General features: G+C 49.3%; 21 protein-coding genes and 2 tRNA genes. 21 read left to right on the top strand and 2 right to left on the bottom strand.

The window, feature by feature from the left end:
- Nucleotides 1–25 precede the first annotated feature (25 nt).
- Complete coding sequence (locus B4W65_RS01220; protein ID WP_205741190.1) at nt 26–667, bottom strand: O-methyltransferase; 642 nt, start codon at nt 665–667, stop codon at nt 26–28.
- Nucleotides 667–1,893 (bottom strand): M16 family metallopeptidase, encoded by a 1,227-nt coding sequence (locus B4W65_RS01215; protein WP_088653282.1) that lies wholly within the window; start codon nt 1,891–1,893, stop codon nt 667–669. The genes B4W65_RS01220 and B4W65_RS01215 overlap by 1 nt, the downstream gene beginning before the upstream one ends.
- Before the next feature lie 241 nt (nt 1,894–2,134).
- On the opposite strand from B4W65_RS01215, the gene B4W65_RS01210 reads away from it, so the two are divergent.
- The 21 genes from B4W65_RS01210 (at nt 2,135) to B4W65_RS01110 (ending at nt 19,661) form a co-directional block, all read left to right on the top strand.
- Nucleotides 2,135–2,210, top strand: a tRNA-Phe gene (locus tag B4W65_RS01210).
- A gap of 124 nt (nt 2,211–2,334) precedes the next feature.
- Nucleotides 2,335–2,407 (top strand) — tRNA-Phe (locus B4W65_RS01205).
- 180 nt (nt 2,408–2,587) lie between these two features.
- The gene (gpmI, locus tag B4W65_RS01200; protein WP_088653281.1) at nt 2,588–4,114 is read left to right on the top strand and encodes a 2,3-bisphosphoglycerate-independent phosphoglycerate mutase; all 1,527 of its coding nucleotides are present in this window, start codon (nt 2,588–2,590) and stop codon (nt 4,112–4,114) included.
- A gap of 68 nt (nt 4,115–4,182) precedes the next feature.
- Nucleotides 4,183–4,770, top strand: a complete 588-nt coding sequence (locus B4W65_RS01195; RefSeq protein ID WP_088653280.1) for a DUF3109 family protein — start codon at nt 4,183–4,185, stop codon at nt 4,768–4,770.
- Nucleotides 4,771–4,853: 83 nt separating this feature from the next.
- Nucleotides 4,854–5,564: a YebC/PmpR family DNA-binding transcriptional regulator gene (locus B4W65_RS01190; protein WP_088653279.1), complete on the top strand. Its 711-nt coding sequence runs from the start codon at nt 4,854–4,856 to the stop codon at nt 5,562–5,564.
- A 113-nt stretch (nt 5,565–5,677) separates the two neighbouring features.
- Nucleotides 5,678–6,067: a hypothetical protein gene (locus B4W65_RS01185; RefSeq protein ID WP_088653278.1), complete on the top strand. Its 390-nt coding sequence runs from the start codon at nt 5,678–5,680 to the stop codon at nt 6,065–6,067.
- 18 nt (nt 6,068–6,085) lie between these two features.
- Nucleotides 6,086–7,456 (top strand): dipeptidase, encoded by a 1,371-nt coding sequence (locus B4W65_RS01180; protein WP_088653277.1) that lies wholly within the window; start codon nt 6,086–6,088, stop codon nt 7,454–7,456.
- Between the two features lie 217 nt (nt 7,457–7,673).
- A complete protein-coding gene (locus B4W65_RS01175) occupies nt 7,674–8,135 on the top strand; it encodes a hypothetical protein (RefSeq protein ID WP_088653276.1) in 462 nt (153 codons plus the stop codon).
- A 20-nt stretch (nt 8,136–8,155) separates the two neighbouring features.
- On the top strand, nt 8,156–9,067 hold the full coding sequence (locus B4W65_RS01170; RefSeq protein ID WP_088653275.1) for a hypothetical protein: 912 nt from the start codon (nt 8,156–8,158) through the stop codon (nt 9,065–9,067).
- Nucleotides 9,068–9,091: 24 nt separating this feature from the next.
- Nucleotides 9,092–10,234: a beta-ketoacyl-ACP synthase III gene (locus tag B4W65_RS01165; protein ID WP_088653274.1), complete on the top strand. Its 1,143-nt coding sequence runs from the start codon at nt 9,092–9,094 to the stop codon at nt 10,232–10,234.
- An 11-nt stretch (nt 10,235–10,245) separates the two neighbouring features.
- Nucleotides 10,246–10,644: a hypothetical protein gene (locus B4W65_RS01160; RefSeq protein WP_088653273.1), complete on the top strand. Its 399-nt coding sequence runs from the start codon at nt 10,246–10,248 to the stop codon at nt 10,642–10,644.
- Entirely contained in the window at nt 10,644–11,675 is a 1,032-nt protein-coding gene (locus B4W65_RS01155; RefSeq protein WP_088653272.1) for a BtrH N-terminal domain-containing protein, read from the top strand. Before B4W65_RS01160 ends, B4W65_RS01155 begins: the two co-directional genes overlap by 1 nt.
- The gene (locus B4W65_RS01150) at nt 11,675–12,424 is read left to right on the top strand and encodes an ABC transporter ATP-binding protein (protein WP_088653271.1); all 750 of its coding nucleotides are present in this window, start codon (nt 11,675–11,677) and stop codon (nt 12,422–12,424) included. Before B4W65_RS01155 ends, B4W65_RS01150 begins: the two co-directional genes overlap by 1 nt.
- The gene (locus tag B4W65_RS01145) at nt 12,417–13,685 is read left to right on the top strand and encodes an ABC transporter permease (RefSeq protein ID WP_088653270.1); all 1,269 of its coding nucleotides are present in this window, start codon (nt 12,417–12,419) and stop codon (nt 13,683–13,685) included. Before B4W65_RS01150 ends, B4W65_RS01145 begins: the two co-directional genes overlap by 8 nt.
- Nucleotides 13,686–13,695: 10 nt before the next feature.
- On the top strand, nt 13,696–13,956 hold the full coding sequence (locus tag B4W65_RS01140) for a phosphopantetheine-binding protein (protein ID WP_088653269.1): 261 nt from the start codon (nt 13,696–13,698) through the stop codon (nt 13,954–13,956).
- Nucleotides 13,957–13,968: 12 nt separating this feature from the next.
- Nucleotides 13,969–15,162: a beta-ketoacyl-[acyl-carrier-protein] synthase family protein gene (locus tag B4W65_RS01135; protein WP_088653268.1), complete on the top strand. Its 1,194-nt coding sequence runs from the start codon at nt 13,969–13,971 to the stop codon at nt 15,160–15,162.
- 1 nt (nt 15,163) lies between these two features.
- Nucleotides 15,164–16,231, top strand: a complete 1,068-nt coding sequence (locus tag B4W65_RS01130) for a beta-ketoacyl synthase chain length factor (protein WP_088653267.1) — start codon at nt 15,164–15,166, stop codon at nt 16,229–16,231.
- 59 nt (nt 16,232–16,290) lie between these two features.
- The gene (locus B4W65_RS01125; protein WP_088653266.1) at nt 16,291–17,835 is read left to right on the top strand and encodes an HAL/PAL/TAL family ammonia-lyase; all 1,545 of its coding nucleotides are present in this window, start codon (nt 16,291–16,293) and stop codon (nt 17,833–17,835) included.
- Nucleotides 17,836–17,861: 26 nt separating this feature from the next.
- Nucleotides 17,862–18,596 carry a 3-oxoacyl-ACP reductase FabG gene (gene fabG, locus B4W65_RS01120; RefSeq protein WP_205741189.1) on the top strand — a complete coding sequence of 245 codons (735 nt, stop codon included), beginning with the start codon at nt 17,862–17,864 and terminating at the stop codon, nt 18,594–18,596.
- Between the two features lie 66 nt (nt 18,597–18,662).
- Nucleotides 18,663–19,301, top strand: a complete 639-nt coding sequence (locus B4W65_RS01115; protein ID WP_088653264.1) for a hypothetical protein — start codon at nt 18,663–18,665, stop codon at nt 19,299–19,301.
- Between the two features lie 24 nt (nt 19,302–19,325).
- The gene (locus tag B4W65_RS01110) at nt 19,326–19,661 is read left to right on the top strand and encodes a hypothetical protein (protein ID WP_088653263.1); all 336 of its coding nucleotides are present in this window, start codon (nt 19,326–19,328) and stop codon (nt 19,659–19,661) included.
- Nucleotides 19,662–19,668 lie beyond the last annotated feature (7 nt).

Genomic DNA, 19,668 nt, shown 5'->3' with positions numbered 1-19,668 from the left:
GCAAACAGTTGGCGGGGCAAAGTGTTTACTTTGCCTGCTTTTTACGGATGAGCAGCAGCCCGTCGCGCAGCGGCAGAATGGTTTTTTCCACCCGCTCATCGTCGCGCACCCGGTCGTTGAAATCCATGATCCCCTTGGTGTAGGCATCATCGGGCATGCCCGGTCGGGCCACTTTCCCGTCCCACAGTATGTTGTCGGCCAACAGGTAGCCGCCCGGTTTTATTTTGGGAAATACTGCTTCGTAGTAAGCGGGGTACTGCCGCTTGTCGCCGTCCATAAACACCAGGTCGAAGGGACCGGGCAAGGTGGGGATGATGTCGAGGGCATTGCCCAGGTGCAGGGTAATCTGGTGTTGGAGTCCCGCCTTGGCGATGAAACGTCGGATGAGACTTTCGAGCTCGTCGTTGATTTCTATGGTGTGGATGTGTCCGTACTGGTCCATTCCCCGGGCCATGCTGATGGCCGAATAGCCGGTAAAGGTGCCGATTTCCAGAATGTCGGCCGGTTGAATCATGCGGCAAAGCATTTTGAGCACGCTGCCCTGCAGATGGCCGGAAAGCATACGGGACCGGAGCACATGCAGGTGGGTGTAGCGGTCGAGTTCGCGCAGCACTTCATCCTCCGGGTCGATGTGATCGAGCAGATATTTTTCCAAATCCAGATCCATCAGCTTTGGCGGTATATGAGGTAGGACAATTGAGCGGGGTCAAAAACCTCGTTGGCTATCTCAAGCAAGTCGCTGGCCTGAATGGCATCGATCTTGGACCAGGTCTCTTCCCGGGAATCGACTTTGTTGTAAAGCATGTAGCTCTTGCCGATAGAAAGCATGAGGTTTTCGCGGTTTTCGTTGGCAATGGTTATTTGTCCCTTCAGTTGGCGAATGGCGTTGTGCAGTTGCAGTTTGCCCAAACGGGCCTCGCGCAGCCGGCGCAGCTCCCGGTGTACCACCTTGAGGCTGCGGTTGAGGTTTTCTTCGTCGGTGCCAAAATAGATGCAGAACACGCCGGTGCCGTAGTAGGGGGTGTAGATGGATTCGATGTTGTAGGCAATGCCGTTTTTTTCGCGCAGGGCCATGTTGAGGCGACTGTTCATGCCGGGTCCGCCAATGAGGTTGCTGAGCAAGAGCAAGCCCAGGCGTTGGGGACTGTCGAGGTCGTAAGCGATGTTGCCCAAAACAGTGTGGCTCTGGAAGGTGTCCATTACCTTGTCGATGCTTTGGGGGCGATAGTGGAGACTGGCGGGACGTTTTTTCTGACGCAGATTGGCGGGCAAAGGTTCAAAATACTTGGCCGCCAGTCGCAGCACCTTGTTTTTGTCCATTTGTCCCACCACACAAATTACCATCTGGTCGGTGTGGTAATTGTTGCGCATGAATTTTTGGATGTCGCTCTGCCCAAAGCCGGCCAGGCGTTCCGGAGTGCCCAGAATGTTTCGGCCCATAGGGTCGCCGGCGAAAACCAATTCCTCAAAATCATCGATAATCAACTCCGAAGGGTTGTCTTTGTAGGAATTGATTTCGTCAATGATGACTTCCTTTTCCTTTTCCAGTTCGCGTTCGGGAAAGGTGGAGTGAAAGGTAATGTCGTGCAACAATTCAAGGGCCCTTTCGAAGTCCTGACTCAGGTAAGAAGCGTAGACGCAAGTCTCTTCCTTAGTGGTATAGGCGTTGAGCTCGCCGCCCACATCGTCGATGCGACTCAGAATGTGGTAGGTTTTTCTTTTTCGGGTGCCTTTAAAAATGACGTGCTCAATAAAGTGGGCCATGCCGTGCTCGTGCTCTTCTTCGTCGCGCGATCCGGTGTTGATGAGGATGCCGCAATGCCCTACGGGCGAATCCAGGGGATGATGAATCAGCCGGATGCCATTAGAGAAAGTATGTGTGTTTATTTCCATGTGTTGCGCTTCGGTATAGGTTGCAAAAGTATAAAACAAAAGGGAATAAACGAATCGCAGGCCGGCACAGCTGTCACCAGCTGGCGAAACTTGCTGTTTTTTTTTGAAGCGCGCTAAGCGCTTGACTTTTTGATGCCTAAGGAGTCTGTGTGGAAGCGGCCTGGGGCGGCCTGGGAATATTTTTGACTTCGGCATTTTGAGGAACAAAATCTTTACGTATATTTGCACCGCGTTTTCGCAAGGTACCATAGCTCAGTTGGTAGAGCAACGGACTGAAAATCCGTGTGTCCCTGGTTCGATTCCAGGTGGTACCACCAGTCGCTCACGAGGGGACTGTTTTTGTTGACGATATTTTGAAAGGGTATGGTCGGCAAGGATTTTAAGGGTTAAATGATTGCGGAGGTTTGTTATTTTTGCTCCCTTATTATAAAAATAACCTCTGGTACCATAGCTCAGTTGGTAGAGCAACGGACTGAAAATCCGTGTGTCCCTGGTTCGATTCCAGGTGGTACCACAAAAAAAAGCCGGCCGTGAGCCGGCTTTTTTGTTTTTGACCGGTTTAGATGTATTAACACTTGAGTGCTTTGATATTGAGCAATTTTCGGTATTTTTGCAGAGTTGCGCTCAGCTTAAGGGTTGAACTTTGCACCGACAGGCATGTTTAATAATTGAAAATCTACATACACTTTACTTTATGAGCAAAAAGACGTTATTGGTAATATTGGACGGCTGGGGCTACGGTGCCAAAAATGAGGCCGACCTGGTTTACAAGGGCGACACCCCTTACTTCGACAGTCTGGTAGCCAAATACCCCAACGCTCAGTTGCAGGCATCCGGCGAAAATGTGGGCCTGCCCGACGGCCAAATGGGTAACTCGGAAGTGGGGCACCTGAATATTGGTGCCGGACGCGTGGTTTATCAGGATTTGGTGAAGATTAATCTGGCCATCCGCGACAATTCCATCGCTCAGAACCCTGAGCTGGTAAAGGCTTTGGCCTATGCCAAAGAGCAGGGTAAGCAGGTGCATTTCCTGGGCCTGGTTTCCAAGGGTGGTGTGCACAGCAGTCAGGACCATTTGTATAAGCTGACCGACCTGGCTACCGAAGCCGGTATTGCTAATGTTTTTGTGCATGCCTTTATGGATGGTCGCGATACCGATCCTAAGAGCGGCAAGGGCTACATGAGCGAGCTGCTCGAGCATATCAAGGGCAACAATGCCGAGGTAGCTTCGGTTATCGGACGTTATTATGCCATGGACCGCGACAAGCGCTGGGAGCGCATTAAGCTGGCCTACGATTTGATGGTAAAGGGTGAAGGGGAAGCTGCGCAGGATATGGTGGCTGCCATTCAAGCCTCGTACGATCAGGATGTGACCGATGAGTTTATTAAGCCCATTGTTCGTGTGGATGCCCAGGGCAAGCCTCTTGGCACCATTCAGGAAGGCGATGTGATCATTTTCTTCAACTTCCGCAACGACCGGGCCCGTGAAATTACCGTAGTATTGACCCAGGAGGATATGCCTGAGCACGGCATGAAGACGCTGCCCTTGTATTACTGCACCATGACGCCTTACGATGCTACTTTTAAAGGGATGCATGTGTTGTTCGATAAGGACAATGTAAACAACACCCTTGGCGAAGTGGTGGCTGCAAAAGGTTTGAAGCAGCTGCGTATGGCTGAAACAGAGAAGTATGCCCACGTGACCTTTTTCTTTTCGGGTGGACGTGAAGCGGTTTTTGCCGGTGAGGAGCGCATTTTGGTAAATTCGCCCAAGGTAGCGACTTACGACTTGCAGCCCGAAATGAGCGCCTATGAGGTGAAGGATAAGATGGTGGCAGAGTTGAAGAAGCAGAAATTCGATTTTATTGCCCTGAATTTTGCCAATGGCGATATGGTGGGACATACCGGCGATGCACAGGCTATTTTGAAGGCTGTAAAAGCGGTAGATGAATGTCTCAAAGAGGTGGTGGAAACGGCGCGTGAGAACGGCTACGAAGCCATCATCATTGCCGACCACGGCAATGCCGACAATGCGATGAATGCCGATGGTTCGCCCAATACGGCGCATTCTTTGAATCCGGTGCCTTTTATTTGGGTGACCGAGCGTAAGGGGGAGGTGCAGGATGGTATTTTGGCCGATGTGGCGCCTTCTGTTTTAACGCTTATGGGTGTGGAGCAGCCTGAGGAAATGACAGGAAAGAGTCTGATTAAGCTGGCTTAATCAGAAAAATGAGATAAATTTGTGCAGCAATTCCGAACTTGGAGTTGCTGCATTTTTTTTGAAGTAAGATGGTTCAGATAGACGATAAGTTGATCAGCCTGGATGTTTTTGAGCGACACTTTATTTGTGATCTGCCCAAATGCATGGGGGCTTGTTGTGTGGAAGGTGAATCGGGTGCACCTTTGGAGGAGGAAGAAACCCGGATTCTGGAAGAAATTTTTCCGGTGATTAAGCCCATGCTGGGACCGGCTGCGCTTAAGGAAATTGAGCGGGTGGGTACCTGGGAGGTAGATGGCGACGGCGACAAGGTGACGCCGATCATCAATGGCAGAGAATGTGTGTATGCCTACTACGACGAAAAGGGGGTGTGCAAGTGCAGCATTGAGAAGGCCTATAATGAGGGTTTGATTTCGTTTAAGAAGCCGGTGTCGTGCCACTTGTATCCCATCAGGGTAACCAAGTACAGCGACTTTGAGGCACTGAACTACCACCAGTGGCCCATTTGCGGACCTGCCCGCGTGCTGGGGGCTGAGAAGGGCCTGCCCATTTATCGTTTTTTGAAGGAGGCGCTGGTTCGAAAGTACGGACAGGCTTTTTACGATGAAATGGAGGAAGCCGACAAGTTGTTGCGGGAAGGGGAGAAAGGGGAGGAGTGATTTTTTTCGCCTGGAATGCAGTGAGATGTTATGATGCAAAAGGATTTATAATAAATTTGTAGCCCAAATTAAAATAGCAGAACATGGGACGCGCGTTTGAATACAGAAAAGCCCGTAAGCTGAAGCGCTGGGGCAATATGGCCAAGACTTTCACCAAAATTGGCCGAGAAATAGCTATTGCAGTGAAGAGCAGTGGCCCCGATCCGGTGGCCAACCCCCGTCTGAGGGTATTGATGCAGAATGCCAAGGCGGCCAATATGCCTAAGGAGAACGTCGAGCGGGCGATTAAAAAGGCGACTTCGAAGGACCAGGAGGACTACAAGGAAGTGGTGTACGAAGGCTATGGTCCTTATGGTATTGCTGTAATTGTAGAAACGGCCACCGATAACCCAACCCGTACTGTGGCCAATGTGCGCAGTTATTTTAATAAGAACAATGGTTCTTTGGGGACCTCGGGCAGTGTGGATTATATGTTCGACCACAAGTGCAGCTTTAAAGTGGTGACCAAGGAAGGGCTGGACCCCGAAGAGTTGGAGCTGGAGTTGATTGATTATGGGGTGCAGGAGGTTTTTGTAGAGGACGATAATACTATGATTTACGGGGAGTTTGAAGGCTTCGGACCCATTCAGAAATATCTTGAGGAGAATGAGTTTGAGATTCTGAACGCTGAGTTTGAGCGTATCCCGCACGATACCAAAACACTTACTGAGGAGCAGCAGGCAGACATCGAAAAGCTTTTGGCCAAGTTTGAGGACGATGAGGATGTGACCAACGTCTTCCACAACATGGCGTAGGGGGCCAGGACGTCTCGGGAAAAACAATCAAAAAAAAGACACCGTCTTTTTTTTGATTGTTTTTTTTATGTTTGGTATCTTGTAGTCTTGTAAAATCAGCTAATACAGAGGTAATGGAGCAAGTATTGCGTGGAGGCCTGCGAGCAGGTGGCTTGGTAGTGGGGCTGTTTTTAATCCTGTCTTCTTGTGGAAGTCGCAAGCAATCAATGCCTTCGGTAGAGGAGCAGGTGTTTGAGGCTTATGAACAATATGTGCTGTTACTCGACAATGGTATTACGGCTATGATGGTGTTGGAACTCGATGGGGAGCAGGTGAGTGGCGCCATCACGCGGCCCACCGATGCCGATTTGGAGGCGTTTTTTGTGCACTTTACCGAAAATCCGCTTTGTCAGGACACAGACAGCCGGGAGGCTGTGGTGGCTTGTCTGGTTGGCATTCTGAAGGACAAGGGTTGTGTGCGCTTGGCTACCTGTAACGATTGTGTGTATGGTTGTGAAGAGTGAATTTTTTATGCTGAGACTATGGAGAATTTGAAGACTTATATTGAAGCGAACAAACAGCGCTTCCTGGATGAATTATTTGAGTTGATCCGCATACCTTCGATCAGCTCGGAAAGCCAACATAAGCCCGATATGTACCGGGCTGCAGAATGGTGGAAGGAGAAGTTGTTGCAAGCCGGAGCCGATCGGGCAGAAGTTATGGAGACGGCTGGAAATCCGGTGACTTATGGGGAAAAACTGCTGGATCCTTCTTTGCCTACGGTGCTGGTTTACGGGCACATGGATGTGATGCCGGTAGATCCCGTAAACCTTTGGCACAGCGATCCTTTTGAGCCGGAAATTCGTGATGGGAAAATCTTTGCCCGGGGGGCCGACGACGACAAGGGTCAGTCTTTTATGCACGCTAAGGCCTTCGAATACCTGGTAAAGAACGATTTGTTAAAATGTAACGTCAAGTTCTTAATTGAGGGGGAGGAAGAAATTGGTTCTCCCAGTCTCCCGGCCTTTTGTGCGGCCAACAAGGAGCTGCTTAAGGCCGATGTGATCCTGGTTTCAGACACCTCCATCATAGCAAGGGATATTCCTTCCATTACTACGGGTCTGCGTGGACTGGCTTATTGGGAGGTGGAGGTCAGCGGTCCCAACCGGGATTTGCACAGCGGGCTCTTCGGTGGTGCCGTGGCCAATCCCATTAATGTGTTGAGTAAGTTGCTGGCCGGCATGACCGATGCGCAGGGACACATCACCATTCCCGGCTTTTACGACGATGTGGTGGAGGTGAGCGCTGAGGAACGTGCCTTGATGGCCAAGGCGCCTTTCAACGAGTCGGCCTACAAGTCGGCCATTGGCGTGAAGGAGCTGGCTGGAGAAGCGGGCTTCAGCACCAACGAGCGCACGGGCATTCGTCCCTCATTCGACATTTGCGGCATTTGGGGTGGCTATACCGGTGAAGGGGCCAAAACGGTGCTGCCTTCAAAGGCTTTTGCCAAGGTGTCGACCCGTTTGGTGCCGAACCAGGACCACGAAAAAATTGCGCTTTTGTTTAAGGAGCACCTGGAGCAGCTGGCGCCTGCCTCGGTGCAAGTGAAAGTCACGCCACTTCACGGCGGTCAGGGCTATGTTTGTCCCATCGATATTCCGGCCTACAAGGCAGCTGAGCAGGCTTATGAAAAAGTTTACGGCAAGCAGCCGGTTCCGGTACGCAGCGGAGGCAGCATTCCCATCATTTCCAGCTTCGAAGATATTTTGGGTATCAAGTCCGTGCTGATGGGCTTTGGTCTGGAGGCCGATGCCATCCACAGTCCCAACGAAAACTTCCCCCTGGAGCAGTTTTTTAATGGGATAGAGACCATCGCTTTGTTTTATGATTATTTTGGAAGTGCAAAATCTTAATTGAATAAGTGCTTTGCCCAGTGCGGATATTTATTGTGTTGAAAAGAGGGGCCTGTGCCCCTCTTTTTTTACATACGGTCTCTTTTCTTCAAAATGGCGTTTCAAAAGGACAGGTCTTTGGCCGAAGACTTGAGGTATTTGATGGATGGGGCTGGGGGTCTGGGACTTTTTTGCTATTTTTCGGCTCTTTTAGGAGTTTGTATAAAAAAGTCTGTTGATGAGAAGGAGTGTACTGTTCGTAAGCCTGTTTTTTTTCTTCCTGATGCAGTTCAGCGCGCTGAGCAGTCAGATTAATGAGGCATTTTATGATGTCATAAGGAGCTCATCCACCGACTCTGTTCGTTCGCTGGCAGCAGAACTGGAGTCTCTGGAGTCCCCCTCTTCTCAAGACCAGGTGTATTTGGGCGCGCTATACATTCGTCTGGCTGATTTTCAAAAAGTGCCTGCTCAAAAGTTGGCTTCTTTTAAACAGGGTCGTGAGCTCTTGGAGCAGGAAATTGAAAAGTGGCCCAAGGAGGTGGAGTTTCGCTTTGTCCGAATGATTATACAGGAGCAGGCCCCTGCATTTTTAAACTATAGCGGGGAGCTGGAAGTGGATAAAGGCATGGTGTTGGAGGCATTGGATGTGATGGAGCCGGAATTAAAGAAGGAAGTTGAGTTGTACCTGCAACGGCACTAAGTTGCGCTAGTAGATAAGTAATGAGAATATTGGTTTTGTATTTTACTCAGTCCGGACAGTTGCGGGAGATTCTCCAAAGCTTTATGCAACCGCTGTCGGATTATCAGGTTGATTTTAAGGAAGTGAAACCCCTTAAAGCCTTCCCTTTCCCCTGGACTTCTGACGAGTTTTTCGATGCCATGCCCGACTCCGTTTTGGAGAAGGGAGCACCTTTGGCCCCGCTTGATGAGGTGGAAGGTCCTTATGATTTGATTGTAGTGGGACACCAGCCTTGGTTTCTCTCGCCGGCCATACCGGTTACCGCACTTTTGCAATCGCCGGATTTTAAGCGTTTGGCTAAAGGTAAGCCGGTGCTTACCCTTATCGGTTCGCGCAATATGTGGATCAACGCCCAGAGCAGTGTCACCCGGATGATTGAGGCTGCTGGTGGGCGGGTCGTGGGCAATGTGCCCTTGGTCGACAAGACCAATAATCTCATCAGTGCGGTGACTATTTTGTATTGGATGGTTACCGGGAAAAAGGATAAAATGTGGGGCATTTTTCCACCTCCAGGTGTAGCGCCGAAAGATATTGAAGGCACCGCGGACTTTGGTCGCCTGCTGAAAAGCTGTTTGGAAGAGCAGCGTTTGGAAGAGGTGCAGGCCGACTTTGTGGCCACCGGGCGCCTTAGGTTATCGCCCAACATCCTTTTTATAGAAAAGCGTGGTAAGATGATGTTTCGGATCTGGGCCGGTCTGCTGGCTGGGCTTGCCCCGGGCAGCCGGAAAAGAAGGCTGGGCATTACAGCCTTTAAATATTATTTGTTTTTTGCTTTGTTTCTGGTAGCGCCCATTGTGCTGCTGGTTTATAATGTGCTTTTTCTGCCCTTTCTGTTCCCGCGTTTTAAAAAGAAGCGGCAGCAGCTTTTGATGAATGATTTTAGTAATCTGTAACAGCTTGTTTTACCTGAACTAATTATGGCCGACGTATACATCAATTCCGTTTCTGCATTTTTACCCAATGAGCCGGTAAGCAATGAGGAAATGGAAAGCTACCTGGGGTTTATTGGAGGAGCGAAATCAAAATCGAAGCGGGTAGTGCTTCGAAGTAATAAAATTGAGCAACGTTATTATGCCTTGGATAAAGAGGGGCGGCCTACGCATTCTAATGCTGAGATGGTTGCTGAGGCCGTACGAAGACTATTCGTTGATCCCCGGGAGATGGAAGACGTAGAGCTGTTGGCCTGCGGAACTACCAGTCCCGATGCCCTGCTGCCCTCCCACGCAGTATTGGTGCACGGATTGTTGCCTGAGTTCGCGGGAGTAGAGGTTATATCCAACGCAGGGGCCTGCTGCTCGGGGATGCAATCTTTCAAACACGCCTACCTGTCGGTAAAAGCCGAAGATAAAAGCAAGGCGGTATGCACGGGTTCGGAACGGATGTCGTCACATATGCGGGCTACTTTTTTTGAAGAAGAAATTAAATATCTTGAGCGGATTGAAGCCAATCCTTATGTGGCTTTTGAAAAAGACTTTTTGCGGTGGATGCTTTCTGATGGCGCAGGTGCCTTTCTTGTTGAAGCTGAGAAAAAAGGAGACGGTCCCTCGTTGAAGGTTGAGTGGATTGAAATGTGCTCCTTTGCCAATGAATTGGAGACCTGCATGTATATGGGGGCGGAAAAGGATGAAAGCGGTAAGCTGATTGGCTATCAGGATATGTCCATCCAGGAAGTGGTTCAGAATTCGGTGCTGAGTATCAAGCAAGATGTTAAGCTCTTGAGTGAGAATATTGTGTCGAAGGGTTTTGCTTTCTTAAAGCAGCTGTTGGAGAAGAAGAACATCGATGTCAGCAAGGTAGATTATTTTCTGCCGCACATGTCGAGCCACTTTTTTCAAGATAAGATTTATGCTTTTTTAAAGGACAACGACATTGAAATTCCTTACGATAAGTGGTTTGTGAATTTAAAGACCAAGGGGAATATTGGTGCAGGGTCTATTTATGTAATGTTGGAGGAGCTTTTGCACAGTGGTCGCCTTAAGGAGGGACAGCAAATATTGTTGGCTGTTCCTGAAAGTGCTCGCTTCTCTTATGCCTTTTGTTTGTTAACCGTTCATTATTGATTGTACAGACAATGAAGAAGGAAGAGGTGCCACAGGATGCCAGTGCCCTGCAAGGCTATACCCGGGAGCTTTGTTACGTGAAAGATGAGGACGGGAAGTTTGTGACCAGTCTGAGTTCGGGTTGGGAGGTGAAGGCGCAGGCGCTGGAGCATGCCTGGGACGAGGTGGAAGAGCAATTGGAGGAAGCCCGTACCCTGGTCAGGGTCGGGAAAAGAAGTCCTTTGTATTTCTTCATGAAAAAGAATTTGATGAATCTTTCGATATTGAGCAATTATTCTGGGTTTGGGCGCATCCTGGTTTGGTTCCATCTCCGGCCTTTGGGTTATCGGTTTTTGGGCGCAAAAGGATGGGCACGTTACGCTGAGGCCTTTAATTGCAGTGTGGAGGACCTAAAGAACCATAAGTTATAATGCAACAACAAGCGGAACACATTCAGTCGGCCCACTGTGAAAACGGGGTGGTGGTTAATCTGTTGAGGGACCACGGCCTGGCGTTTATGAACGAACCCCTCGCTTTTGGTATCGGCTCGGGACTGTTTTACATTCACCTTCCCGTTTTAAAGCTGAACAATGGTCCCGCCATCACTTTTAGAACCATGCCCGGAGCAATATTTAAGCGAAGCTGTCGCTTGTTGGACGTGGATTACGTATCCCGGCGTTTTTCCCAGCCTGCTGCTGCCGAAGCTTATTTGGATAAGTTGCTGGAGCAGGGACGCAGGGTCGGCTGTCAGGTAGGGGTGTTCAATCTCTCGTACCTTCCTGTGGAATATCGCTTTCACTTCAATGCGCACAATATTGTGGTATTGGGAAAAGAGCAAGGGGTTTATCGCATCAGCGATACCGTGATGGAAGCCCCGGTGACCCTTTCGGCTCCGGAGCTCCTGAAAGCGCGCTATGCCCAGGGCTTGTATGCACCCAAAGGGCATGTTTATTATGTCGACGCTGCCAGTCGACGGGAGAAGACCGATGAGGCCTTGCTTCAGAAGGCCGTCCAAAGGGGCATCAAACGAAATGTACGAGACATGCTGTACATCCCCGGAGCCTTTGCCGGAGTGAGTGGCATAAAATATACCGGAAAGAAAATTGAAAAGTGGCGGGAGCAATTGGGCCTGAAGAAAGCGGGGCGTTACCTGGGGCATATTGTTCGCATGCAGGAAGAAATTGGGACCGGAGGAGGAGGCTTTCGCTTTTTGTATGCGGCTTTTTTGGAGCAGGCTGCGGATTTGTTACAGAGTGAAAAGTTGAGCCTGGCCTCTGATGATTTTACCCGTGCGGGTGATTTGTGGCGGCAGTCGGCCGTTTTAATGGCAGGGGTTTTTAAGGGACGGCATACCGGGCAGGAGCGCTTTAATGAGATTGCTGCTTTATTTTATGAGATTTCCGACATAGAAAAACAAGGTTTTCAACGCCTGGCAAAGGTCAAATGGAAGGAGGGTAAATAATGTCAACCTTGATTTCCATAGAAGGACTCGGCAAGCTTTACCCCAAAGCCGGGGAGCCCAGCTTAAAGGAGGTGTCTTTTAACATTCATCAGGGCGAGCGCTTCGGTATTTTTGGTCCCAACGGGGCAGGCAAAACCACCCTGATTTCGATACTCTGTCAGATCATACCGGCTACCGAAGGTCAGGTTCGGTATTTTATAAAAGACCGGGAGGTCAGCTTTTCAGACATTAAGCAACACATCGGTTTTGTACCACAGGATCTGGCACTCTATGAGGGACTTACCGCCTTCCAAAATGTGGAGTATTTCGGTGCCTTGTTTAATATGTCGGCTTTTCAGGTTCGGGAGCGCGCGGCGCACTTGTTTGGTTTACTGGGACTTTCTCAGGTGGCCAATAAGCCGGTGAAGACTTTTTCCGGAGGGATGAAAAGAAGGCTCAACCTGATAGTGGGGGTTATGCATGAACCTGGCATTCTGTTTCTGGATGAACCAACTGTGGGTGTGGATATTCAAAGTAGGACAGCCATTTTGGAATTTTTAAACACGCTTAATGAGTCGGGGACGTCTATCGTGTACACTTCGCATCATTTGGATGAAGCTGAGCGCTTTTGTGATCGAATTGCCGTGATAGACCGAGGGAGGGTTATCGCGCTGGATGAAATTGGTCCCTTGCTCCGCGAACACGCGGCAGCTGATCTTACGCACTTGTTGATCAAACTTACGGGAAAGGAGTTTCGCGATCATGTATAAGAGTTTTATTTCCATAAAGAAGGAATTGCTGCTGTTGGTGAACGATAAAACCGGGTTGGCCTTGATGTTTGCAATGCCTCTGTTGTTGGTCTTGATCATTACCATTATCCAGGACAGTGCCTTTAAAGTGGTTAATGAGAATAAGATCTCGATGTTGGTGGTCAATAAGGACGAGGGAGCAGAAGGGGCAACACTGGTAGAGCTGTTGGCGGCTTCCGGGATGTTTGACCTTCGTTTGGAAGAGGACTGCAGTTTTGCTGATTTTCAGGAAAGTGTGGCTTCCGGGAAGACGCTGACCGGCTTGTATTTGCGCGAGGATTTCTCGAGTCGCTTTGGGGAGCATGCGGCGGGACTGAGTGCCATGATTATGGGAGAAGCCGGGTTTTCAGAAACCCTGGCTGTGGGGGAAAGCGAAGCTCCTTCGGTTTACTTTATGAACGACCCGGTGCTGCAGGACAATTACGTGCTTTCTGTGGTCAACATGCTCAACACGCATTTGAATGTAATGGAAGTATCGCGTATGCTCGAAAGTTTGTATGCCGAAATGGGTTTTGAGGAATTGCCGGCTTCGGTAAAAGAAGCCTTGGGCAGTAATCGTATTAAAATTGAGCGGGTTCTGCCCAAGGATCAGCATTTGATTCCCAACAGCACCCAACACAATGTTCCTGCCTGGACCATCTTTGCCATGTTCTTCATGGTGATTTCCCTGGGCTCAAATTTGGTGCTCGAAAAAGCTACCGGCAGTTTTCTGCGCCTGAAATCCATGCCTTCCAGTTTTTGGTGGGTTATGCTGAGCAAACAGTTTGTATACATGGGCGTGGGTTTATTGCAGGTGGTATTTGTTTTTGGGGTGGCTATGCTGTTGTTCCCCTTTCTTAACCTACCTCCATTGCTTCTGCCCAACAACGTTCCCGGAATTTTAGCTGTGGTTTTGGTGAGTGTGTTTTCGGCAGTCAGTTATGCCCTAATGTTGGGGGCTTTGTCGCGTACGCAAGAGCAGTCGAATGGTTTTGGTGCCATCTCCATTATTATTTTTGCAGCCATCGGTGGGGTATGGGTGCCCACTTTTGTAATGCCCGAATACATGAAGATGATCAGTATGATATCCCCCCTGAATTGGTCTTTGGAGGCATTTTACGCCCTTTTTCTAAGAGGGGGAGAGTGGTCTGAATTGTGGCTGCCGCTCGGTATTCTGCTCGTTTTTTCCTTTATTTGTCAGCTTATCACTTTTTTGCACTTACATAGAAACAGATTAATATAAACCTACTCTAATGAATAAAGAAGCACTTAAAAGCGAATTGAAAGTTCATTTGGTGAAGTATTTGAACATTTTGGATTATACGCCCGAGGACATCACCGACGATATGCCTTTGTTTGGGGATGGGTTGGCCCTGGACTCGATCGACTCTTTGGAGCTGATTGTTATGTTGGAGCGGGAGTACGGCATTAAGATAACGAATCCTGCCGATGGACGAAAAATACTGTCGAGCATAGAGGCTATGGCAACATACATTATGGAGGTGAAAAAATAGGAGTTTAGAAGGATGCCTACCGATGTAGTTGTTACTGGAATGGGTTGTGTGAGTCCGCTGGGCTTAACCGTTGAGGCCAATCGTCAGGCGCTGTGGCAGGGGAGGGATGCTTTGAATAAGGCCCGCCGTTTTAAGTCGCGCTATGCTTCCCTCCTTTATTTTGGAGAGGTTGACCAGGACGATGAGGTTTTGCTCGACAGGGCCGGACTTTCAGCCTCAGAGGGCCATACCAGAACCGATGCCCTGGCTGTGCTTGCTTTTGCCCAGGCCGTTGCCGATGCCCGTTTGTCGCCAGCTGAGCTGGCCGACAGCAGTACGGCTTTAATTTCAGCGAGTACGGTAGGTGGCATGTGTATGACCAACCAGCTGTATAAGGATTCCAATCTGCAGTCGGATACCCAGGCTTTTCTGGAGTCGTACAGTGCATCGGCACATGCCATGCAGTTGGTTAAAAGGTATGGAATCAAGGGACTGGTGGATGTCATTAATACCGCTTGTTCCTCCTCCGCCAATGCTATAATGAACGGTGTTCGTTTGATCAGGACAGGGAGAGCGCGTCGTGTGATTGTGGGCGGAGTGGACAGTCTCTCGAAGTACACAGTGAATGGTTTTAATTCGCTTCAAATTCTCTCTGAAGAAAAATGTCGCCCCTTTGATGCCCAACGTAAAGGGCTTAATCTCGGAGAAGGGGCCGGATTTTTGGTGCTGGAGTTGGCCGAACTGGCCGGCTCCCGACCAGTTTACGCCAAACTAGCAGGCTGGGGCAATGCCAATGATGCCTTTCATACTTCTTCCATGTCGGATCAGGCCACGGGTGTTTTGCGCGCCATGCAGATGGCGGTTGAAGAAGCAGGCTTAATTCCGGCTCAAATCGACTACATCAATGCCCATGGTACAGGCACCCTAAACAACGACCAGGTGGAACTGACGGGGTTTGCTTCTTTTTTCGAAAAAGTACCTCCCTTTGCCTCAACAAAAAGCTATGTGGGGCACACGCTTGGTGCAGCCGGCGCGCTGGAAGCCATCTATTCAATTTTGGCCCTGATGCATGGCGAAATGTATGGTAGTCTGAATTTTGAAACCCCGATTGATGGATTGGGTTTACATCCGCTTGCATCCAGTAGGCAAGCCTCTTTGCAATATGTTATGTCCAATTCATATGGTTTCAGTGGCAACTGTACTTCTTTAATTTTTGAAAAGGCTTGAAATGTATATTTACGACGCGTTGGTTATTTCGCCGCAAGCTACTTTTTCTGAACCCGAATGGATGCAGCAGTTAAGGGTTCTGGAGGGCTTAAAGTATCAGGCCTTGGAACCGGACTATTCGGGAAGTATTAAACCTGCACAGCTGCGAAGAATGGGCAAGGCCTTACGGATGGGCGTGGGTTGTGGAGCCGTGCTGCTCGAAAATCATGGCCCCGTAGATGGGATTTTAATAGGAACTTCTGAAGGTGGTTTGGAGGGTTGCATTCAGTTCTTGAATCAGATTGTTGACTATGACGAAGGAACGCTTACCCCAACCAATTTTATTCAAAGCACTCCCAACGCGCTGGCGGGACAGCTGGCTCTGATGAGTGGATGTACCGCTTACAACGTCACGCATGTGAACCGGGGCCTTTCTTTTGAGAATGCGCTGATTGATGCGCTGATGCTTTTTGAGGAAGGGAAAGCGGGGCGGCTGTTGGTGGGTAGTGTAGAAGAAATATCTGCATACAATTTTAACATAGAATGGGCCGCCGGGAACTACAAGGAGGAAGTCCTTTCCAATGGCGAGTTGTTGAATTCCGGCACCAGAGGAACAGTCGCCGGAGAGGGGGCAGCCCTCTTTATCCTTGATGCGGAGGCGCATCCGGGCGCTGTCAGGGTGGCCGATGTGCTTACGCGGACCGCTCCCGAAGCCGGTGAAATGCAGCACTTGTGCGAGCAACTTTTGCGTAGGAACGGTTTGGAGGCCGGAGAGGTGGATGCGGTGCTGCTCGGTGTCAACGGCGACGCAGAAGGTGATGCTGGTTATTATCAGGTTGCAGAGGCTTGTTTTTCGCATTCGGCCTGGTGGGCTTTTAAACCTTGGGTGGGCGAGTATCCTACTGCAACGGGCTTTGCGCTGAAGATGGCCTTTGATGCGCTGCAGGGCAAGGAAGTTCCTGATGAAATGGTGCTCCGGAAGGGACAAGGACTGGCTCAAACGGTATTGATTTACAATCATTATAAAAACTTCCAACACAGCCTGATTCTTTTGAAAAGAGAGGGGGCCGTTAACGAGTCTTCCCCCTGACAGGCCTGCTTTTTTTGACTTGTTTACACTGAATTTTTACCCACTTTTTATTTATACTGATGAGAACAATTAGTTCATTTGATGACCTGAGTATTGAAGATGTTGAGGCCGTGGTTTTGCACAAGGAGCCAATTGAGTTGGACCCCAAAACCCTTGCCCATGTGGAAGCATCCTATGATTTTTTAAGAAAGTTTGCCAAGGATAAGATCATTTACGGGGTTAATACGGGCTTTGGCCCCATGGCCCAATATAAAGTGCAGGATGAGGATCAAATTAGTCTGCAGTACAACCTGATTCGAAGTCACGCAGCCGGAGCCGGGGAAAAGCTCGACGACCAAAGTGTGCGTGCCTCGATGTTGGTTCGTTTGTGTGCCATATCCAAGGGGCGCTCAGGCATCCACCCATCTACCATCCTTTTGTTGAAGGATATGATTAACAAGGAGGTATATCCCTTTATCCCCCGCCATGGCGGCGTTGGCGCCAGCGGCGATTTGGTGCAATTGTCGCATTTGGCCCTGGCGCTTTTGGGAGAAGGTCTGGTGTCTTACAAGGGAGCGCTAAGAAAAACTGCTGAAGTCTTTGCCGAACTGGGGTTGGAGCCCATACAGGTCAAAACACGGGAGGGCCTGTCTCTGATTAACGGGACTTCGGTGATGACCGGCATTGGCTCTATCAATGTGCTGAAGTCGCGTCAGCTTTTCGATTGGACGCTCTGTTCTTCGGCTATGATGAATGAGATTGTGGGCTCATTTGACGATTATTTCTCTCGGGAGTTGAACGGGGTTAAGCGGCATAAGGGACAGTTGGCGGTGGCCGATAAGTTGACCGATATTTTGCGTTCGAGTAAAATGATCTCACGCCGGGAGGAGCACTTTTACAAAGATGAGCAGGATGCCAAGGTGGTTGAGTTCGACCGTAAGGTTCAGGAGTATTATTCACTGCGTTGTGTTACCCAGGTGCTGGGTCCCATTTTTGATACCATCGAGAATGCCAAGGAGGTGGTGGAGAACGAAGTTAATTCGGTCAGCGACAACCCCATCATCGATCACGAACGGGAGAACGTTTACCACGGAGGTAATTTCCATGGCGATTACATTTCCCTGGAAATGGATAAATTGAAGTTGGCTGTTACAAAAATGTCGATGCTGTCGGAACGGCAGTTGGCTTATTTGTTTAATCCCAAATTGAACAATATCCTGCCTCCTTTTGTGAATTTTGGCACGCTGGGTTTGAATCTGGGTATGCAGGGGGTTCAGTTTACGGCGACATCAACCGTTGCCGAAAATCAGATGCTTTCTAACTCGATGTATGTACACAGTATCACCACGAATAATGACAATCAGGACATTGTGAGTATGGGAACCAACTCGGCATTGATGACTGCTACGGTGGTGGAGAATGCCTATCAGGTTCAGGCCATTCATATGATCGCTCTGATACAGGCCATTGATTATTTGAAAATTCAGGATCGGCTTTCGCGCAGCACGGCAGAGGTGTTTCAAAAAATTAGGACCTTAGTCCCTTTGTTTGTGGAGGATACACCCAAATATGAGGAAATTGCCCGTGTGCGTGATTTTCTGTACAACAATAAGTTTTCATTTTAATAAGTAGCAATACCGGAAAGACCCAAATGATGGAGCAGATTGCATTGATTACAGGCGCCTCAAGAGGCATAGGAAGAGCCGTCAGCATAAAATTGGCTGCCGAAGGCTATCATGTGTTGATGAACTACCGAAGTAATCAGCAGGAGGCGGAGGCTGCCCTGAAGGAGATTGAGCAGGCCGGAGGGAGTGGAGAGTTACTCTGCTTTGATGTGGGGTCGGCAGCAGAGGTGGAGCGTGTGTTGGGCGGATGGTTACAAGCGCATCCCGAGCGTCCCATTGATGTGCTGGTAAACAATGCCGGCATTACCAAGGACAATTTAATGGTCTTTATGCCGGTTGAAGATTGGGCTTCGGTTTTGAATACCAATTTAAACAGCTTCTTTTTTGTGACCCGAATGCTTCTGCAGACCATGTTGCTGCGGCGCCAGGGGCGCATCATCAACATGGTGTCCTTATCGGGTCAAAAAGGACAGTCGGGTCAGGTGAATTATGCCGCTACCAAAGGCGGGGTGATTGCTGCCACCAAGTCGCTGGCGATGGAGGTGGGGAAGAAAAATGTTCGGGTGAATGCTGTGGCTCCGGGTTTTATAAAAACGGAGATGACGGAGCATTTTGATGAGGCCGGCATGAAGCGCATGGTTCCGCTCAATCGTTTCGGAAGACCGGAAGAAGTGGCTGAAGTGGTGGCCTTTTTGGCCTCCGAAAAGTCGTCCTACATCACCGGAGAGGTAATATCGGTCAATGGCGGGCTTTATAGTTAGGATTTTACTTGATTTCTTCCGGTGTTTTTTGGAAATTGGGGGATGTTGTTTTTTAAAATGCGCCCTATGAAGAAGTGTCTTTTTTTGATTTTTGTGCTTGCCCTGGGTTCAGGCCTGGCGGCTCAGAAGCAGCTTTCCGATGTTTTTGAGAAGGGGGATGTGGTTTGGTTTGGCCTCGACTTCTCGCAGGCTAAATTTGTGCAGATCCTTAATGAGCAAGGCAGCGAAACCGAAATTGTTGAGAAGTGGATTCCTGCCTGGAACAATCTGATGGTAAGTGAGCCGGGGAAGTATGACTTCGCCAAAACCTTTAAGAAGGAGCAGGTTATTTATGCGATTGAAACCGCTGCCCGGGTCAACGAGCAGATGGTCCCGGAAGGTTTGTTGGTCTCTTCTTGTCCCGATATGGAAGCCCCGGAGGCCTTGGTGGCAGACCTGATTAAAGCTTACGATACGGGAAGCGTGACGGAGGGGCTTGGACTCGTTTTTGTTGTGACCTGTTTCAACAAGGGCACTGTGCAGGGAAGTATGTACATCACCTTCTTTGACATTGCCAGTAGGGAAGTGCTTTTGTGTGAGAAGATGACGGGACGTGCCGCCGGTTTTGGAATTCGAAACTATTGGGCCGGGAGTATTTATGATGTGTTGAAGCAGATTCAGAAAAAGGATTTTAAGCGTTGGCGTTCCAAGTATCTTTCCAAGTAACTTACAACAAAAAATCATTAAGCCATGAAGAAGATTTTTGTCGCATTATTATTGGTGGTTCCCCTTTTCGCATGGGCACATCCTCCCAAGCAGGTAGATTTGAAATACGATTCGGAAAGCCGGGAGTTGGTGGTCGAGGCTGTGCATCCGGTAGGTGATGTTAAGAGTCACTACATTAAGCAGGTGGATATTTCACTGAATGGAAAAAAGGTGAAGACCATTAAAGCGGAGGAGCAATGTTCGGAGGAGAAGGCTCGCTTTGTGTATGAGATTGGTGCATTGAAGTCGGGCGATAAAGTAAAGGTCAGGGCCAGGTGCAATAAACCCGGACGAAGAACAGTTACCCTGATTATTGAGTAGTTTTGGT

This window comes from Geofilum rhodophaeum (genome assembly GCF_002210225.1).
Taxonomy (GTDB): domain Bacteria; phylum Bacteroidota; class Bacteroidia; order Bacteroidales; family Marinilabiliaceae; genus Geofilum; species Geofilum rhodophaeum.
Note: the sequence above shows the minus strand (reverse complement) of the source record. Positions and strands in the feature narration are given on the sequence as shown.

Coding starts and splice junctions, on each gene's coding strand:
- B4W65_RS01125 (WP_088653266.1), top strand. CDS start 16,291: ATGAGAACAATTAGTTCATTTGATGACCTGAGTATTGAAGATGTTGAG.
- fabG (WP_205741189.1), top strand. CDS start 17,862: ATGATGGAGCAGATTGCATTGATTACAGGCGCCTCAAGAGGCATAGGA.
- B4W65_RS01140 (WP_088653269.1), top strand. CDS start 13,696: ATGAATAAAGAAGCACTTAAAAGCGAATTGAAAGTTCATTTGGTGAAG.
- B4W65_RS01145 (WP_088653270.1), top strand. CDS start 12,417: ATGTATAAGAGTTTTATTTCCATAAAGAAGGAATTGCTGCTGTTGGTG.
- B4W65_RS01110 (WP_088653263.1), top strand. CDS start 19,326: ATGAAGAAGATTTTTGTCGCATTATTATTGGTGGTTCCCCTTTTCGCA.
- B4W65_RS01165 (WP_088653274.1), top strand. CDS start 9,092: ATGGCCGACGTATACATCAATTCCGTTTCTGCATTTTTACCCAATGAG.
- B4W65_RS01220 (WP_205741190.1), bottom strand. CDS start 667: ATGGATCTGGATTTGGAAAAATATCTGCTCGATCACATCGACCCGGAG.
- B4W65_RS01190 (WP_088653279.1), top strand. CDS start 4,854: ATGGGACGCGCGTTTGAATACAGAAAAGCCCGTAAGCTGAAGCGCTGG.
- B4W65_RS01185 (WP_088653278.1), top strand. CDS start 5,678: ATGGAGCAAGTATTGCGTGGAGGCCTGCGAGCAGGTGGCTTGGTAGTG.
- B4W65_RS01115 (WP_088653264.1), top strand. CDS start 18,663: ATGAAGAAGTGTCTTTTTTTGATTTTTGTGCTTGCCCTGGGTTCAGGC.
- B4W65_RS01160 (WP_088653273.1), top strand. CDS start 10,246: ATGAAGAAGGAAGAGGTGCCACAGGATGCCAGTGCCCTGCAAGGCTAT.
- B4W65_RS01155 (WP_088653272.1), top strand. CDS start 10,644: ATGCAACAACAAGCGGAACACATTCAGTCGGCCCACTGTGAAAACGGG.
- B4W65_RS01215 (WP_088653282.1), bottom strand. CDS start 1,893: ATGGAAATAAACACACATACTTTCTCTAATGGCATCCGGCTGATTCAT.
- B4W65_RS01130 (WP_088653267.1), top strand. CDS start 15,164: ATGTATATTTACGACGCGTTGGTTATTTCGCCGCAAGCTACTTTTTCT.
- B4W65_RS01175 (WP_088653276.1), top strand. CDS start 7,674: ATGAGAAGGAGTGTACTGTTCGTAAGCCTGTTTTTTTTCTTCCTGATG.
- B4W65_RS01195 (WP_088653280.1), top strand. CDS start 4,183: ATGGTTCAGATAGACGATAAGTTGATCAGCCTGGATGTTTTTGAGCGA.
- gpmI (WP_088653281.1), top strand. CDS start 2,588: ATGAGCAAAAAGACGTTATTGGTAATATTGGACGGCTGGGGCTACGGT.
- B4W65_RS01135 (WP_088653268.1), top strand. CDS start 13,969: ATGCCTACCGATGTAGTTGTTACTGGAATGGGTTGTGTGAGTCCGCTG.
- B4W65_RS01150 (WP_088653271.1), top strand. CDS start 11,675: ATGTCAACCTTGATTTCCATAGAAGGACTCGGCAAGCTTTACCCCAAA.
- B4W65_RS01170 (WP_088653275.1), top strand. CDS start 8,156: ATGAGAATATTGGTTTTGTATTTTACTCAGTCCGGACAGTTGCGGGAG.
- B4W65_RS01180 (WP_088653277.1), top strand. CDS start 6,086: ATGGAGAATTTGAAGACTTATATTGAAGCGAACAAACAGCGCTTCCTG.